Annotated in this window: 14 protein-coding genes; 13 read left to right on the top strand and 1 reads right to left on the bottom strand. The window is 43.6% G+C overall.

The features are described from left to right. The first annotated feature begins 23 nt into the window (after positions 1 to 23). The gene (gene holA / locus H540_RS0102430; protein ID WP_028399262.1) at positions 24 to 1,040 is read left to right on the top strand and encodes a DNA polymerase III subunit delta; all 1,017 of its coding nucleotides are present in this window, start codon (positions 24 to 26) and stop codon (positions 1,038 to 1,040) included. A 363-nt stretch (positions 1,041 to 1,403) separates the two neighbouring features. Here holA and rpsT read toward each other — a convergent pair whose 3' ends face one another. Further along, positions 1,404 to 1,670 (bottom strand): 30S ribosomal protein S20, encoded by a 267-nt coding sequence (gene rpsT, locus H540_RS0102425; RefSeq protein ID WP_028399261.1) that lies wholly within the window; start codon positions 1,668 to 1,670, stop codon positions 1,404 to 1,406. Between the two features lie 189 nt (positions 1,671 to 1,859). On the opposite strand from rpsT, the gene gpr reads away from it, so the two are divergent. From gpr to deoC, 12 genes are all read left to right on the top strand, one after another. Beyond that, the gene (gene gpr, locus H540_RS0102420) at positions 1,860 to 2,960 is read left to right on the top strand and encodes a GPR endopeptidase (RefSeq protein ID WP_028399260.1); all 1,101 of its coding nucleotides are present in this window, start codon (positions 1,860 to 1,862) and stop codon (positions 2,958 to 2,960) included. 25 nt (positions 2,961 to 2,985) lie between these two features. After that, complete coding sequence (locus tag H540_RS0102415) at positions 2,986 to 3,339, top strand: YqxA family protein (RefSeq protein ID WP_028399259.1); 354 nt, start codon at positions 2,986 to 2,988, stop codon at positions 3,337 to 3,339. A 226-nt stretch (positions 3,340 to 3,565) separates the two neighbouring features. Beyond that, positions 3,566 to 5,392, top strand: a complete 1,827-nt coding sequence (lepA, locus tag H540_RS0102410) for a translation elongation factor 4 (protein ID WP_028399258.1) — start codon at positions 3,566 to 3,568, stop codon at positions 5,390 to 5,392. 109 nt (positions 5,393 to 5,501) lie between these two features. Further along, positions 5,502 to 6,641: a radical SAM family heme chaperone HemW gene (hemW, locus tag H540_RS0102405; protein WP_028399257.1), complete on the top strand. Its 1,140-nt coding sequence runs from the start codon at positions 5,502 to 5,504 to the stop codon at positions 6,639 to 6,641. A 99-nt stretch (positions 6,642 to 6,740) separates the two neighbouring features. After that, on the top strand, positions 6,741 to 7,775 hold the full coding sequence (gene hrcA / locus H540_RS0102400; RefSeq protein ID WP_028399256.1) for a heat-inducible transcriptional repressor HrcA: 1,035 nt from the start codon (positions 6,741 to 6,743) through the stop codon (positions 7,773 to 7,775). A gap of 66 nt (positions 7,776 to 7,841) precedes the next feature. Beyond that, positions 7,842 to 8,411: a nucleotide exchange factor GrpE gene (grpE, locus tag H540_RS0102395; protein WP_028399255.1), complete on the top strand. Its 570-nt coding sequence runs from the start codon at positions 7,842 to 7,844 to the stop codon at positions 8,409 to 8,411. Between the two features lie 25 nt (positions 8,412 to 8,436). Further along, positions 8,437 to 10,266 carry a molecular chaperone DnaK gene (dnaK, locus tag H540_RS0102390; protein ID WP_028399254.1) on the top strand — a complete coding sequence of 610 codons (1,830 nt, stop codon included), beginning with the start codon at positions 8,437 to 8,439 and terminating at the stop codon, positions 10,264 to 10,266. A gap of 147 nt (positions 10,267 to 10,413) precedes the next feature. Continuing rightward, complete coding sequence (dnaJ, locus tag H540_RS0102385) at positions 10,414 to 11,532, top strand: molecular chaperone DnaJ (RefSeq protein ID WP_028399253.1); 1,119 nt, start codon at positions 10,414 to 10,416, stop codon at positions 11,530 to 11,532. A gap of 36 nt (positions 11,533 to 11,568) precedes the next feature. After that, positions 11,569 to 12,504, top strand: coding sequence for a 50S ribosomal protein L11 methyltransferase (gene prmA, locus H540_RS0102380; protein WP_028399252.1), 936 nt, complete (start codon positions 11,569 to 11,571; stop codon positions 12,502 to 12,504). Between the two features lie 105 nt (positions 12,505 to 12,609). Next, complete coding sequence (locus H540_RS0102375; protein WP_028399251.1) at positions 12,610 to 13,353, top strand: 16S rRNA (uracil(1498)-N(3))-methyltransferase; 744 nt, start codon at positions 12,610 to 12,612, stop codon at positions 13,351 to 13,353. A gap of 4 nt (positions 13,354 to 13,357) precedes the next feature. Then, the gene (mtaB, locus tag H540_RS0102370) at positions 13,358 to 14,701 is read left to right on the top strand and encodes a tRNA (N(6)-L-threonylcarbamoyladenosine(37)-C(2))-methylthiotransferase MtaB (protein ID WP_028399250.1); all 1,344 of its coding nucleotides are present in this window, start codon (positions 13,358 to 13,360) and stop codon (positions 14,699 to 14,701) included. Between the two features lie 164 nt (positions 14,702 to 14,865). Beyond that, complete coding sequence (gene deoC / locus H540_RS0102365; protein ID WP_028399249.1) at positions 14,866 to 15,531, top strand: deoxyribose-phosphate aldolase; 666 nt, start codon at positions 14,866 to 14,868, stop codon at positions 15,529 to 15,531. Positions 15,532 to 15,650: the final 119 nt, after the last annotated feature.

Below are 15,650 nucleotides of genomic sequence, written 5' to 3'. Positions count from 1 at the left end.
ATATTGCTTAAGGGAGAAGAAACATGAACGCTTTACATAAAAAATTAAAGCAAGGACAATTCGCACCGCTATATGTATTGTACGGAACGGAAACGTATTTTATTAATGAGACGCTGAACGTTCTTCTTTCGCATGCGCTGGAAGAACAAGACAGGGAGTTCAATACGGTTACGTATGATTTGGACGAGGCGTATTTGGATGACGTTGTAGAAGACGCGCGTACGCTGCCGTTTTTTGGGGAGCGCAAAGTCATCATTGTAAAGTCCCCTTATTTCTTAACATCACAAAAAGAAAAAATTGAACAAAATGTGAAAGTTTTAGAGACATATTTGACAGAGCCTTCCCCGTTTTCCATTGTAGTGTTTATTGCGCCATTTGAAAAATTGGATGAGCGTAAAAAAATTACAAAGCTGCTGAAAAAACAAGCTGAGGTGCTAGAAGCAAATCCGCTGCAAATCCAAGATGTACGTAAATGGGTAAAAGAGAGAGCGGATGAGCAGGGGGTGAGCATGGAAACAGATGCAGTTGACATGCTTTTAGAGTTAGCGGGCAGCAATGTTATGATGCTCTCCCAAGAAATGAATAAGCTTTGCTTGTATACGGGTACAGGAGGAACCGTTACAAAACAGCTTGTAACCGAGCTTGTTCCAAAATCAGTAGAGCAGAATGTTTTTACGCTTGTAGAAAAAGTGGTGCGGAAAGATATTGCAGGTGCGATGCGGATTTTAGACGAACTCCTTGTACAGCAAGAAGAGCCTATTAAAATTTTGGCGTTATTAGCAGGGCAGTTTCGCTTGTTATACCAAGTGAAGGAGCTGCAGCAGCACGGGTACGCTCAAAATCAAATGGCATCTCATCTTGGCGTGCATCCTTATCGCGTGAAGCTGGCAATGAATCAAACTTCTTCCTTTTCCTTTGAAGAGTTGCGGAACATTATAAACAGTCTTGCCGATGCAGACTATGATATAAAAACCGGGAAAATGGAGAAGCGGCTTGTGCTGGAGTTTTTTATTATGAGTTTAAAGCATATTAAATTATGACAAACTGTTCATGTGGGATTCTGCATGAGCAGTTTTTTTATGAGGGTATTTTAAAGGGGCTGAACGAGCCGACTTTGGGGTTATGTCTAGCTCCACCGGCTAGGTGCTGCCACCAGAGAACCTCCGCCGCATAAGATGAAACTTCATCCGTGGAGGTGATTTTCCTCCATGGATGTTAGTTGAATCAATCGGGCTCTTAGCGTCCGTTTGTTCATCTTGTCTAAGCAATCCTGTTACGGACGCTTAGAGTGGGAAAAAGGCAAAAAGCGCCTTTTAGGGCGGAGAACCTCTGGTTCTGCACCTGAACGAGCCGGTTCCGCTTTTCGGAATAGAAAAAAACGACCCATTCGGATCGTTTTGTCATTATGCGTTTGTGCCGTTTAATTGTTTCGCTAAGCGAGATTTTTTACGAGCAGCAGCATTTTTGTGAATCAAGCCTTTAGTTGCAGCTTTATCAAGCTTTTTCGCAGCAGTTGCGAAAGCAGTTTTTGCGTTTTCAAGATCGTTATTGTTAAGTAAAGCTTCTACGTTCTTAACAGCTGTACGCATGTCAGACTTTAGAGAAGCGTTATGTGCACGACGCTCTTCGCTAAGGCTAGCGCGTTTGATAGCAGATTTAATGTTTGCCATATCTTTCACCTCCCTGGTGCGATCGAGTAACTCGATACTTACATAGAACAAGAGATATTCTATCAAACCCATAGCAGAATTGCAATAGAGTTGAGCAATGAAATTTCTGCAAAATACAATTTCCGTGAAAGAATGGGGAGTTCTTATTTTGGAGATTCTAATCGTATTTAATACATAGGAGGATTTTGTATGAGCGAATTGGATTTAAGCAAATATTGTGTTCGGACTGACTTGGCGCTTGAAGCGCATCAAATGCTGCAGGAGCGGCAGGAGGTACAACGTGCTATTCCGGGCGTAGATGTTGAAGAACGGGAGGAAGAAGGCGTTACCATTACAAAGGTGGTCATTCAAGACAGCGGCTCTGAGGCAATGGGGAAAAAGCCTGGTAATTATCTCACACTGGAAGTGCAGGGCATTCGTCAGCAGGATACCGAGCTTCAGCAAAAAGTAGAGCGTGTTTTTGCGAAAGAATTTTCTCAGTTTCTTGAAGATATCGGGATTACAAAAGAAGCAAGCTGTCTTGTAGTCGGACTTGGAAACTGGAATGTGACACCGGATGCTCTCGGCCCTATTGTAGTGGAAAACTTGTTGGTAACCCGCCATTTGTTTCAGCTGCAGCCGGAACAAGTAGAAGAAGGGTTCCGCCCGGTCAGCGCCCTTCGCCCTGGTGTGATGGGGATTACGGGAATTGAGACAAGCGATATTATATATGGAGTCATTGAAAAAACGAAGCCGGATTTTGTTATTGCAATCGATGCATTGGCCTCGCGTTCTATTCAGCGGGTGAACAGCACGATTCAAATTTCGGATACGGGTATTCACCCAGGTTCAGGGATTGGAAATAAAAGAAAAGAACTGAGCAAGGACATGCTTGGTATTCCTGTCATTGCAATCGGGGTGCCGACGGTAGTAGATGCCGTATCTATTACGAGCGACACGATTGATTTTATTTTAAAGCATTTCGGCAGAGAGATGAGAGAAGGAAACAAGCCGTCCCGCTCCTTGCTTCCAGCCGGTTTTTCGTTTGGAGAGCGGAAGAAATTTACGGATGCTGATCTGCCTGATGAAAAGCAGCGCAATATGTTTATGGGTATTGTCGGAACGCTTGAGGACGATGAAAAGCGCAAGCTCATTCATGAGGTGCTGGCACCGCTTGGCCATAATTTAATGGTAACGCCAAAGGAAGTGGATGCGTTCATTGAGGATATGGCTAATATTCTTGCCGGCGGTCTGAATGCGGCGCTTCATCATCAAGTGGATCAAGATAACACAGGAGCATATACACATTAAGTTGTGCTCGGAAAGAGAGGGAGGAATGAAACGATTTGCGACAAAATGTTTCATTCTTGCTTTCACATTATTTATTGGTGTGCTGGCAGGGATGCAGCTTGCCAACGATGGTTTAAAGCGAATGAAGGGATATAACGATCCGACCTTTGAACAGGTGGCGCATATTACGAATACAAAAAGCGGTGATACAGAGGCCTCCTTGCTTGGAAAGACGTTTACAATTGAGGAAAAGGAAAAGCAGCTGGAGAATATGAAAAGCTTCAATGTCTTGTCTAAGCTTGGGGATACAGTTGCAATCGGCGTGCAAAAGGTCACGCGTTTCTCCACAGATGCGGTTGTCGGAAAAATACAAGATATTTTTCAAGAACTCAGTAAATAGTGCATGGAACATACTCCATGCACTATTTACTCCGCTCTGATTTACATAACATGAAGGAGAATACTTCCGCTGGTGAAGGTTCACTTTAATTGTCCTGCCCCGTAATAAATACATACTATACAAATAGAAGCCAATCCCTTTCCAGCAATTTTCGTTGAATCTTCGTTGTTGTATTGATATAATCAATGCTAGTGTATGTTGGCGAGATCAGTAGGAGTGAGAAAGCATGAATAAAGAAGAACGAGCAAACAGGCAATCCCGAATTCGAAACTTTTCGATTATTGCCCATATTGACCACGGGAAATCCACGCTGGCGGACCGTATTCTAGAAAAAACGGACGCACTGTCACAGCGTGAAATGAAGAATCAGCTGTTAGATTCCATGGATTTAGAGCGTGAGCGTGGAATTACGATTAAGCTGAATGCTGTTCAGTTAAATTATAAAGCAAAAGACGGCGAAACGTATATTATGCACTTGATTGATACGCCTGGACACGTAGACTTTACGTATGAAGTATCTCGCAGCTTAGCGGCTTGTGAAGGTGCAATTCTGGTTGTAGACGCAGCGCAAGGAATAGAAGCGCAAACATTGGCAAACGTATATCTGGCGCTCGATAACAATTTGGAGATTTTGCCGGTTATTAATAAAATTGACTTGCCGAGCGCAGACCCTGAGCGTGTCCGTCAAGAGGTAGAAGATGTTATCGGACTTGATGCATCTGAGGCTGTATTGGCTTCAGCTAAAGCGGGCATTGGAATTGAAGAAATTCTGGAGCAAATCGTGGAGAAAGTTCCGGCGCCTCCTGGTGATCCGGAAGAGCCGCTGCAAGCTCTGATTTTCGATTCTTTATATGATGCATATCGCGGTGTTGTCGCGTACATCCGCGTTGTAAACGGAACGGTAAAAGTAGGCGACAAAGTGCGCATGATGGCAACCGGCAAAGAGTTTGAGGTAACGGAAATAGGCGTATTTACACCAAAGGCTGTTATGCGTGATGAATTAACAGTAGGAGACGTAGGCTTTTTAACAGCTTCCATCAAAAACGTAGGCGATACTCGTGTCGGTGATACAATCACGCATGCGAAACGTCCTGCCGCTGAGCCTCTTCCGGGGTATCGTAAGTTGAACCCGATGGTGTTCTGCGGGTTGTATCCGATTGATACAGCACGATACAACGACTTGCGTGAAGCACTCGAAAAGCTTCAGCTGAATGACTCTGCACTTCAGTTTGAACCGGAAACATCTCAAGCTCTAGGCTTTGGTTTCCGATGCGGGTTCTTAGGCTTGCTTCACATGGAAATCATCCAGGAGCGCATTGAGCGCGAATTTAAAATCGATTTAATCACAACAGCTCCAAGCGTTATTTATAAAGTGTATTTAACAAACGGAGAAGAACTAATCGTAGATAACCCGTCCAACATGCCGGATCCGCAAACGATGGACCGTGTAGAAGAGCCGTACGTAAAAGCTACGATTATGGTGCCGAATGATTTTGTCGGCGCTGTAATGGAGATTTGCCAAGGCAAGCGCGGCACATTTATTGACATGCAATATTTGGATGAATCACGCGTAACGCTTACGTATGATATTCCGCTTTCTGAAATTGTATATGATTTCTTCGATCAGCTGAAATCCAGCACAAAGGGCTATGCATCGTTCGATTATGAACTGATTGGTTACAGACCTTCCAAGCTTGTGAAAATGGATATTGTTCTGAACGGTGAGACAGTCGATGCCTTGTCCTTCATCGTTCACCGGGATTCTGCTTATGATCGCGGCAAAATCATTGTAGAGAAGCTAAAGGAACTGATCCCAAGACAGCAGTTCGAGGTGCCGATCCAAGCCGCAGTCGGAAACAAAATTGTAGCTCGTTCTACCATCAAAGCGATGCGTAAGAACGTGCTGGCGAAATGTTACGGCGGTGACATTTCTCGTAAACGTAAGCTCCTTGAAAAGCAAAAAGAAGGTAAGAAGCGCATGAAATCAGTTGGTTCTGTAGAGGTGCCGCAAGAAGCATTCATGGCCGTTCTTCGTATGGATGATAACAAATAAGAAGCCGCAGCTGCGGCTTCTTTTTCTTATCATCCCAGCAAAATGGTTGCTTTTTTATATATTTGCGACAACAATAGTACGTAACCCAACGAGAAGGTAGGAGGCTATTTTGATTCAAGCAGCATATATCCATATCCCGTTTTGTCAGCACATTTGTCACTATTGTGATTTTAATAAAGTATTTATAGAGAGACAGCCTGTGGAGCAATATTTGGATTATCTTGAAAAAGAAATCGTAAATACTGTAAGGCAAGCGCCGTTCCAAAGTTTGAAAACAATCTTTGTAGGCGGCGGAACACCGACTGCATTAAATATGGAGCAAACAGAAAAGCTTTTGTTGATTATTCAAAAGCATTTACGCCCTCTTTCCAAAAACTATGAGCTTACCTTCGAAGCGAATCCTGGAGATTTGCCGAAAGAGAAGCTGAAGCTGCTGCTTGATGGCGGTGTAAATCGTTTAAGCTTCGGTGTGCAATCTTTCAACGATGAGTTGTTAAAGCGCATTGGAAGAACGCATACAAAGCAGGATGTACTGCAGGCTATTCGAGAAGCGAAAGAGGTGGGCTTCTCGAATGTAAATGTTGATTTAATTTATTCTTTGCCGGGTCAAACGCTTGCGGATTTGCAAGAAACGTTGGATGTTGCTTTTACATTAGATATCCAGCATTTTTCCGCATACTCCTTAATCATTGAGCCGAAAACAGTATTCTATAACTTAATGCAGCGCGGAAAACTGCCTCTGCCCGGTGAAGAAAATGAAGCGGCTATGTATGAGCTTGTAATGGCTGCGATGGAATGTCATGGTTATAAGCAATATGAAATCAGCAATTTCTCTCGACCAGGCTATGAAAGCGAGCATAACTTGACGTATTGGAATAACGATTTTTATTACGGATTCGGCGCAGGCGCGCACAGCTATTTGAACGGCAAACGAATTCAAAACGCAGGACCGCTTAAAAAATATTTCTCTGCAATCGATGAATCCGGCTTCCCGTATTTAGATGTGCATGAAGTAACCAAGCAGGAGAAAATGGAGGAAGAGATGTTTCTTGGCCTTCGTAAGGAAGAGGGCGTAAACAAGTCTGCATTCCAGCATAAGTTTCATGCAGGAATGAATGAGGTATTTCAGAAACAGCTGAACGAAAATATCAGGCTCGGGTTGTTAGAAGAAACAGAGAGCTCTGTACGTCTTACAAGAGCAGGGAAGCTCCTTGGAAATGAAGTGTTCCAGTCGTTTCTAATTGAATGATATTGAGTGGTTTAACGTTGACAATGGCATATGAGTTTTGGTAACTTAATATTAGATTTAGCACTCGAAGTTAAAGAGTGCTAACAGAGGTGATGATAGATGCTCACAGAACGTCAGCTCTTAATTTTACAAATTATCATCGATGATTTCATTCACTCTGCACAGCCGGTAGGCTCGCGCACATTGTCGAAGAAAGAAGAGATTACTTTCAGCTCCGCTACGATTCGTAATGAAATGGCAGATTTAGAAGAGCTCGGTTATATTGAGAAAACACATAGTTCTTCCGGACGTGTTCCGTCTGAAAAGGGCTATCGCTTCTATGTAGATCATTTATTGTCCCCGCAGCACTTGCCTCAAGAAGATGTGGTGCAAGTGAAAAGCGTATTTGCCGAGAGAATGATTGAAATGGAGAAACTTGCTCAGCAATCAGCGAAGATTTTATCGGACCTGACAAGCTATACAGCAATTGTGCTTGGTCCTAAGGTAAGCGAGAATAAGCTGAAGAACGTTCAAATTGTTCCTCTTGGCAATCAAGCGGCAGTTGCTATCATCGTGACGGATTCCGGACATGTACAAAGCAAAACGATTACTGTGCCGGAATTTATTGAAGTAACGGATTTAGAAAAAATGATGAACATTTTAAATGAAAAGCTTGCCGGGGTTCCAATTTCAGAACTGCATAACAAAATTTTTAAAGAAATCGTGATGGTGCTTCGTCAGCATGTTCATAATTATGATCAGGCTATGAAGCTCTTAGACGGTACGTTCCAATTTCCTTCCCCCGAAAAGATTTATTTCGGCGGGAAAACAAATATGCTTGCACAGCCGGAGTTTCATGATATTCACAAGGTCCGCTCTCTATTGAATATGATTGAGCAGGAGCAGGAGTTTTATCATTTGCTCCGCAATAAGGAAATAGGAATACAAGTAAAAATCGGCCGTGAGAATGGTGCTTCTGCAATGGAAGATTGCAGTCTTATCACTGCTTCCTATTCTCTCGGAGAAGAGCAGCTCGGGACATTTGCGATATTGGGGCCCACACGCATGAACTATGCGCGCGTCATCAGTCTGCTGCAATTGTTTACAGGGCAGCTTACAAATGTTTTTCAGAATTTGAATCAAACAAAAGAGTGATGGCAAAATAGGTAATGTGTATGGATTAGCCTCGCTAATCCATACCTTTTGAGGGAGGTGAAAATTGTGGAAGAACGCAACGAACAAGCAACAGAAGAAATGGCTGCAGAGGAAAAGCAAGCAGAAGAGGCTGTAATAGAAGAAACTGTGACGGCTGATGAAACTGCTGATGAGAGCAACGAGCTGCAAGAAAAGGTAATGGAGCTTGAAGCAAAACTTTCTGAAACTGAAAACCGCGCGCTCCGTCTGCAAGCTGACTTTGATAATTATCGACGCCGTGTACAACTTGATAGAGAAGCGGCTGAAAAATATAAAGCGCAAAGTCTTGTATTGGATATTCTGCCTGCTCTTGATAACTTTGAAAGAGCGATGAAGGTGGAAGTGAATGATGAGCAAGCGCAATCACTTTTACAAGGAATGGAAATGATACATCGCCAGCTTGTAGAGGCGCTTGTTAAAGAAGGTGTAGAAGCGATTGAGGCGGTAGGACAACCGTTTGATCCGTATTTGCATCAAGCTGTTATGCAAGTGGAAGACAGCAGCTATGAGTCTAATACTGTAGTAGAAGAGTTTCAAAAAGGTTATAAGCTTAAGGACCGCGTCATTCGGCCGGCTATGGTAAAAGTAAATCAATAATTCTACATAATTAGGAGGTTTCGCCATGAGTAAAATTATCGGTATCGACTTAGGTACAACGAACTCTTGTATAGCTGTAATGGAAGGCGGAGAGCCGAAAGTTATTCCAAATCCAGAAGGCAACCGCACAACTCCTTCCGTTGTTGCATTCAAAAACGGGGAGCGTCAAGTTGGGGAAGTGGCAAAACGCCAAGCGATCACAAATCCGAACACAATCATTTCTATCAAACGCCATATGGGAACAAACCATAAGGTAGAGGCAGAAGGTAAAGAATATACGCCGCAAGAAATTTCCGCTATCATCCTGCAGAACTTAAAAGCTTATGCAGAAGAATACTTGGGAGAGAAAGTAACAAAAGCGGTTATTACAGTTCCGGCTTACTTCAACGATGCGGAGCGTCAAGCAACAAAAGATGCAGGACGCATCGCAGGTTTAGAAGTAGAGCGTATCATTAATGAACCGACAGCAGCAGCTCTTGCATATGGCATGGATAAGCAAGAACAAGAGCAAAAGATACTTGTATACGACCTTGGCGGAGGTACATTCGACGTATCCATCCTTGAATTGGCTGAAGGTACATTTGAAGTAATCGCAACTGCCGGTGACAATCGTCTTGGCGGCGATGACTTTGACCAAGTTATTATCGACTATTTAGTAGCAGAATTCAAAAAAGAAAACGGTCTTGACCTTTCTCAAGATAAAATGGCGCTGCAACGCTTAAAAGATGCTGCAGAAAAAGCGAAAAAGGATCTTTCAGGTGTAACATCTACACAGGTTTCCTTGCCGTTTATCAGCGCAGGTGCTGCAGGCCCATTGCACTTGGAAGTAACATTGACTCGCGCGAAATTCGAAGAGATTTCTGCGCCGCTTGTAGAAAGAACTTTAGAACCTACTCGCCGTGCATTGCGCGACGCTGGTTTAACGCCAAGCGAGCTTGATAAAGTTATTCTTGTAGGCGGTTCTACTCGTATCCCTGCCGTGCAAGAGGCGATTAAGCGTGAAACAGGAAAAGAACCTTACAAAGGTGTAAACCCTGACGAAGTAGTAGCGTTAGGTGCTGCAATTCAAGGCGGCGTGCTTGCTGGCGATGTAAAAGGGGTTTTATTATTAGATGTAACTCCGCTTTCTCTTGGTATCGAAACAATGGGCAGTGTATTCACAAAGCTAATTGAGCGCAACACAACAATCCCGACAAGCAAATCGCAAGTCTTCTCTACTGCAGCTGACAACCAAACAGCAGTAGATATTCACGTATTGCAAGGGGAACGTCCAATGGCTTCCGACAATAAAACATTAGGACGCTTCCAGCTATCTGATATCCCGCCAGCACCACGTGGTATTCCTCAAATCGAAGTAACGTTCGACATTGACGCAAACGGTATCGTAAATGTACGTGCGAAAGATTTAGGAACAAACAAAGAACAAGCCATTACGATTCAATCTTCTTCAGGACTGTCTGATGAAGAAATCGACCGCATGGTAAAAGAAGCGGAAGCAAATGCAGGTGCTGACCAACAGCGCAAGGAAGAAGCAGAGCTTCGCAATGAAGCTGACCAACTTGTGTTCCAAACAGAAAAAGTGGTAAAAGATTTGGAAGGCAAAGTGGACGCTGCAGAAGTAGCAAAAGCAAACGAAGCAAAAGATGCGTTAAAAGCGGCAATTGAGAAAAACGATTTAGAAGAAATGCGTGCAAAGAAAGACGCTCTTCAAGAAATTGTGCAAAACTTATCTGTAAAGCTATATGAGCAAGCACAGCAAGCTGCACAGCAGGCTCAAGGTGCAGAAGGCGGCGCAGGGGCTAAAAATGACAATGTCGTTGATGCAGAGTTTGAAGAAGTAAAAGACGAGAAGTAAGAACGAAAGTCAAAGTCAAGTACGCCTTGACTTTGGCTTTTTTCTATGAAGAAAACTGTTTTGTATTTTCGTTCTGCTGCGGCGAAACATTGTTGCAAAGGTGTTTCTTAAGGTGTTACAATTACGTTTATGTGAAAGGAGTCGGCTATGAGTAAACAAGATTATTATGAAGTGTTAGGCGTAAGCAAAACTGCTTCCAAAGACGACATTAAAAAAGCATATCGGCGTTTAGCGAAAAAATATCATCCGGACGTAAGCACAGAGGCGGATGCAACAGAAAAGTTTAAAGAAGTGCAAGAAGCATATGAGGTGCTCAGCGATGATACGAAGCGCGCTCAATATGATCAGTTCGGCCATGCCGGACCAAATCAAGGCTTTGGCGGCGGGTTCGAAGGCGGAGACTTCGGCGGTTTTGGCTTTGAAGATATTTTCAGTACTTTCTTTGGCGGCGGCGGAAGAAGACGCGATCCAAATGCACCGCGCCAAGGGTCTGATTTACAATATTCTATGATGCTGGATTTTGAAGAAGCCATTTTCGGCAAGGAGATGGATATTGAAATTCCAAGCGAGGAAAACTGCGATACTTGTCACGGTTCAGGAGCAAAGCCTGGAACGAAGAAGGAAACATGTTCTCACTGCAGCGGAACGGGCCAGGTTAGCGTTGAGCAAAATACTCCGTTCGGCCGTGTCGTAAATCGCCGCGCATGTACACATTGCAGCGGCACAGGACAAATCATCAAAGAAAAATGTACAACATGTCATGGCTCTGGAAAAGTGCGCAAGCGCAAGAAGATTCACATTAAGATTCCGGCGGGTATTGATGATGGTCAACAAATCCGCGTATCCGGCAAAGGCGAGGCCGGCGTGAACGGAGGACCGGCTGGGGACTTATATGTAGTCATTCGCGTGCGTGATCATGAGTTTTTTGAGAGAAATGGCGATGATGTTCTTTGTGAAATGCCTTTAACGTTTGCGCAGGCAGCGCTTGGAGATGAAGTAGAAGTGCCGACCGTTCATGGGAAGGTAAAACTGAAAATCCCGGCGGGCACACAAACAGGCAAACAATTCCGCTTAAAAGGAAAAGGCGCTCCGAATGTGAGAGGATACGGTCAAGGCGACCAATATGTCATTGTACGCGTAGTAACTCCTGCAAATCTAACGGCAAGACAAAAAGAATTGCTTGAAGAGTTCGCAAGAGACGGACATGAAGAGCTGCACAAAGACGACAGTCTCTTTGCGAAGCTTAAAAGAGCTTTTAAAGGGTAATACTGGTAAGAAGAAAACTGCGGGAGTTGGCAAATAATGAAATGGTCAGAGATAAGCATCCATACGACACAAGAAGCGGTAGAACCGATTTCACATATTTTGCATGAAGCAGGCGCGAGCGGGGTTGCGATTGAAGATGTAGCGGACTTTACAAAAGAACGCGAAAATAAGTTCGGTGAAATCTATGCGTTAGACCCAAAAGATTATCCGTCAGAAGGGGTAATTGTCAAAGCTTATTTCCCTGTAAATGATGAATTAGAAAAAACAGCGGAAAACATACAGGCTGCAATTAAAGATCTGGAACGTTATGATATAGACTTAGGAGCGAATACCGTTACGTTAAATGAAGTAAATGAAGAAGACTGGGCGACTTCATGGAAAAAGTATTACCACCCGGTAAAGGTCTCTGATACGTTCACAATTGTTCCGACGTGGGAAGAGTATGATCCTTCGCCGGAAGAGAGAATCATTGAGCTAGATCCGGGGATGGCGTTCGGGACAGGAACACACCCAACGACAGTGATGTGCATTCGAGCTTTGGAAAAGACTGTGCAAGAAGGAGATCATATTATCGACGTGGGGACGGGATCAGGCATTTTGAGCATTGCCGCCGCTAAACTGGGTGCAGCTGCTGTACAGGCGTATGACTTGGATTATGTCGCAGTAGAGAGCGCGCAGATGAATGTGCTCCTAAATAAAACCGAGAACGTCGTAACGGTCGGTCAAAATAACCTGCTTAGCAATATTGAAGGTCCTGTTGATCTTGTTGTCGCAAACCTGCTTGCAGACATTATTCTATTGTTTGTAGAAGATGCGGCAAAAGTTATTAAGCCGAACGGATTATTCATTACATCCGGCATTATTCAGACAAAACAAAAAGAAGTAAGTCATGCACTTGAGCAAGCGGGTTTTACGATTGAAGAAGTCTTGCATATTGAAGATTGGGTAGCGATTATTGCAAGAAACAAGTAAGGTAAACTTTCATCAGTGTGCTTTGTCTGCTTATGATAAGTAAAATAAATAAAATGGCGCAGCTCTATTCAATGGAATAGAGCTGACGTTTGCTAGGGTGATGATATGCAGCGCTATTTTGTAGAGCAAATCAAGAGCAATGAAGCAATTCTTACAGGTGACGACGCTCATCATATTGCAAGGGTGATGCGCATGCAGCCTGGAGATGAATTATACTGCTGTGCAAACGGAAAAACGGCTCTTTGTACAATTGCTGAAATTACCAATGAATTTGTAAAAGCGGCTGTTGTACAATGGGTAGAGGAATCGAATGAGCTTCCTGTATTCGTTACGATTGCAAGCGGACTGCCAAAGGGAGATAAACTCGAGCTTGTGCTGCAAAAAGGCACCGAGCTTGGCGCAGCCGCTTTTTTACCGTTTCAAGCAAAGCGTTCCATTGTGAAATGGGATGCGAAAAAAGGTGATAAAAAAGTAGAACGCTGGATGAAAATCGCAAAAGAAGCAGCGGAGCAGTCTCACCGTGCTGTTGTGCCTTCTGTATACGCACCTGTCTCTTTTAAAGAAATGGTGATGATGGGCAAGGAGTATGATGCATGCATCGTTGCGTATGAAGAAGAGGCAAAGCAAGGAGAGAAAGCAAATTTCGCAAAAACAATGGAGCAGCTTCAGCGCGGTCAAAAAGTACTGATTGTATTTGGACCAGAAGGCGGCTTGGCAGAAGAGGAAGTCCGGCTTTTACGTGAACATAGTTTTATAGCTTGCAGTTTGGGGCCGAGAATATTGCGGACAGAAACAGCGCCGCTTTATGCATTGTCGGCCGTTTCGTATTATTTTGAACTAATGAGGTGATGGTATGGCAACAGTTGCGTTTCATACACTAGGTTGTAAAGTAAACCATTATGAAACAGAAGCGATTTGGCAGCTGTTTAAAGAAGCCGGCTACGAAAGAACTGAGTTCGAGCGTACGGCTGATGTGTATGTAATTAATACATGTACAGTAACAAACACAGGGGATAAGAAGAGCCGTCAGGTTATTCGCCGCGCTGTGCGTCAAAATCCGGATGCGGTTATTTGCGTAACAGGGTGCTATGCACAAACATCTCCCGCTGAAATTATGGCAATCCCAGGCGTGGACATCGTAGTTGGTACACAAGACCGCAGCAAAATGCTTGGATACATTGAAGAATATAAAAATGAACGCCAGCCAATTAATGCAGTGCGCAATATTATGAAAACACGTGTATACGAAGAGCTTGACGTACCGTATTTTACAGACCGCACTCGCGCATCCTTGAAAATTCAAGAAGGCTGCAACAATTTCTGTACGTTCTGTATCATTCCTTGGGCGCGCGGTTTAATGCGCTCCCGCGATCCGCAAGAAGTCATTCATCAAGCACAGCAGCTTGTGGATGCTGGGTATAAGGAAATCGTTTTAACCGGGATTCATACAGGCGGATACGGCGAAGATATGAAGAACTACAACCTTGCCATGCTTCTTCGCGATATGGAAGCGCAAGTAAAAGGCTTGAAACGCCTTCGTATCTCTTCTATTGAAGCGAGCCAAATTACGGATGAAGTTATTGAAGTGCTTCGTAACTCTAAAGTTGTAGTACGTCACTTGCATATTCCGCTGCAATCCGGCTCTAACACAGTGCTAAAGCGTATGCGCCGCAAGTACACGATGGAATTCTTTAAAGAACGCTTAGACCGTTTGAAGGAAGCTCTTCCGGGTCTTGCGGTTACATCTGACGTAATTGTCGGCTTCCCTGGCGAAACAGAGGAAGAATTTATGGAAACTTTCAATTTTATTAAAGATAATCGTTTCTCTGAGCTGCACGTATTCCCTTATTCAAAACGTACTGGTACGCCTGCTGCACGCATGGATGAACAAGTTCCGGAAGAAGTGAAAAATGAACGCGTTCATCGCTTAATTGCGTTATCAGATCAGCTTGCAAAAGAGTATGCTTCTGCATTTGAAGGAGAAGTGCTTGAAATTATTCCGGAAGAATATAATGCAGACGGGCTTCTTGTCGGCTACACGGATAACTATTTAAAAGTATTATTGGACGGACCTGAGGAATTGATTGGAAAGCTTGTAAAGGTAAAGATCGCAAAAGCGGGCTACCCGTATAATGAAGGTCAGTTCGTACGTGTGCTTGAAGAGATTGCTTCAGAAACAGAGTCAGCCAGCGCATAAAGAAAAGCGTGCAAAATTATTTTGCGCGCTTTTTTGTGCATGAAGCATATTCCTTGGGAAAACTTAAGATATGAAACAAAAAATTTTTATGTTATAATGATTAACGATTGAGGTTGTCAGACAACTAACAACTGACATACATAGCATGAGAAGGGGGTAAAAGAATGAAGTACGCAAAATTAATTGACCACACATTATTAAAGGCAGATACAAAAAAGGATGCAATTGTGACACTTTGTGAAGAGGCGAAGCAGCACGATTTTGCTTCTGTATGCGTAAACCCTACTTGGGTAGAAACGGCAGCGCAAATCTTAAACGGCACAGACGTAAAAGTATGTACAGTAATCGGCTTCCCTCTTGGAGCGAATACACCTGAAACAAAAGCATTTGAAACAACAGATGCAATCGCAAAAGGCGCGACAGAAGTTGATATGGTTATCAATATCGGTGCATTAAAAGATAAAAATGATGAGCTTGTAGAGCGCGACATCCGCGCTGTAGTAGAAGCTGCAAAAGGAAAAGCATTAGTAAAAGTCATTATTGAAACATGTTTACTGACAGAAGAAGAAAAAATTCGTGCATGTGAATTATCTGTAAAAGCCGGTGCAGACTTCGTTAAAACATCTACTGGCTTCTCTACAGGCGGTGCAACAGTAGAGGATATAGCTCTTATGAGAAAAACGGTAGGACCTGACATCGGCGTGAAAGCTTCCGGCGGCGTTCGCGATGCAGCTGGTATGGATGCTATGGTACAAGCAGGAGCAACACGTATCGGAACAAGTTCCGGCGTACTGCTTGTAAGCGGCAAAACAGCTGCAACAGATTATTAAGAGACCCTGTGTCTCTCTTTTTTATTTGGAAAAAGCGCCTTTTCGGGCAAAGAACCTCTGCCTTCCAGAGCTGAACAAGCCGATTCCGCTTTTCGTTGTGTCTAACTCCGCCGGCAAGG

This window comes from Ectobacillus panaciterrae DSM 19096, from assembly GCF_000430785.1.
GTDB classification, from domain to species: Bacteria; Bacillota; Bacilli; order Bacillales; family Bacillaceae_G; genus Ectobacillus; species Ectobacillus panaciterrae.
The sequence above is the reverse complement of the archived record's forward strand: the minus strand, read 5'-3'. Positions and strand labels throughout refer to the sequence as shown.

Coding starts and splice junctions, on each gene's coding strand:
- holA (WP_028399262.1), top strand. CDS start 24: ATGAACGCTTTACATAAAAAATTAAAGCAAGGACAATTCGCACCGCTA.
- deoC (WP_028399249.1), top strand. CDS start 14,866: ATGAAGTACGCAAAATTAATTGACCACACATTATTAAAGGCAGATACA.
- gpr (WP_028399260.1), top strand. CDS start 1,860: ATGAGCGAATTGGATTTAAGCAAATATTGTGTTCGGACTGACTTGGCG.
- dnaK (WP_028399254.1), top strand. CDS start 8,437: ATGAGTAAAATTATCGGTATCGACTTAGGTACAACGAACTCTTGTATA.
- mtaB (WP_028399250.1), top strand. CDS start 13,358: ATGGCAACAGTTGCGTTTCATACACTAGGTTGTAAAGTAAACCATTAT.
- H540_RS0102415 (WP_028399259.1), top strand. CDS start 2,986: ATGAAACGATTTGCGACAAAATGTTTCATTCTTGCTTTCACATTATTT.
- hrcA (WP_028399256.1), top strand. CDS start 6,741: ATGCTCACAGAACGTCAGCTCTTAATTTTACAAATTATCATCGATGAT.
- lepA (WP_028399258.1), top strand. CDS start 3,566: ATGAATAAAGAAGAACGAGCAAACAGGCAATCCCGAATTCGAAACTTT.
- prmA (WP_028399252.1), top strand. CDS start 11,569: ATGAAATGGTCAGAGATAAGCATCCATACGACACAAGAAGCGGTAGAA.
- dnaJ (WP_028399253.1), top strand. CDS start 10,414: ATGAGTAAACAAGATTATTATGAAGTGTTAGGCGTAAGCAAAACTGCT.
- H540_RS0102375 (WP_028399251.1), top strand. CDS start 12,610: ATGCAGCGCTATTTTGTAGAGCAAATCAAGAGCAATGAAGCAATTCTT.
- rpsT (WP_028399261.1), bottom strand. CDS start 1,670: ATGGCAAACATTAAATCTGCTATCAAACGCGCTAGCCTTAGCGAAGAG.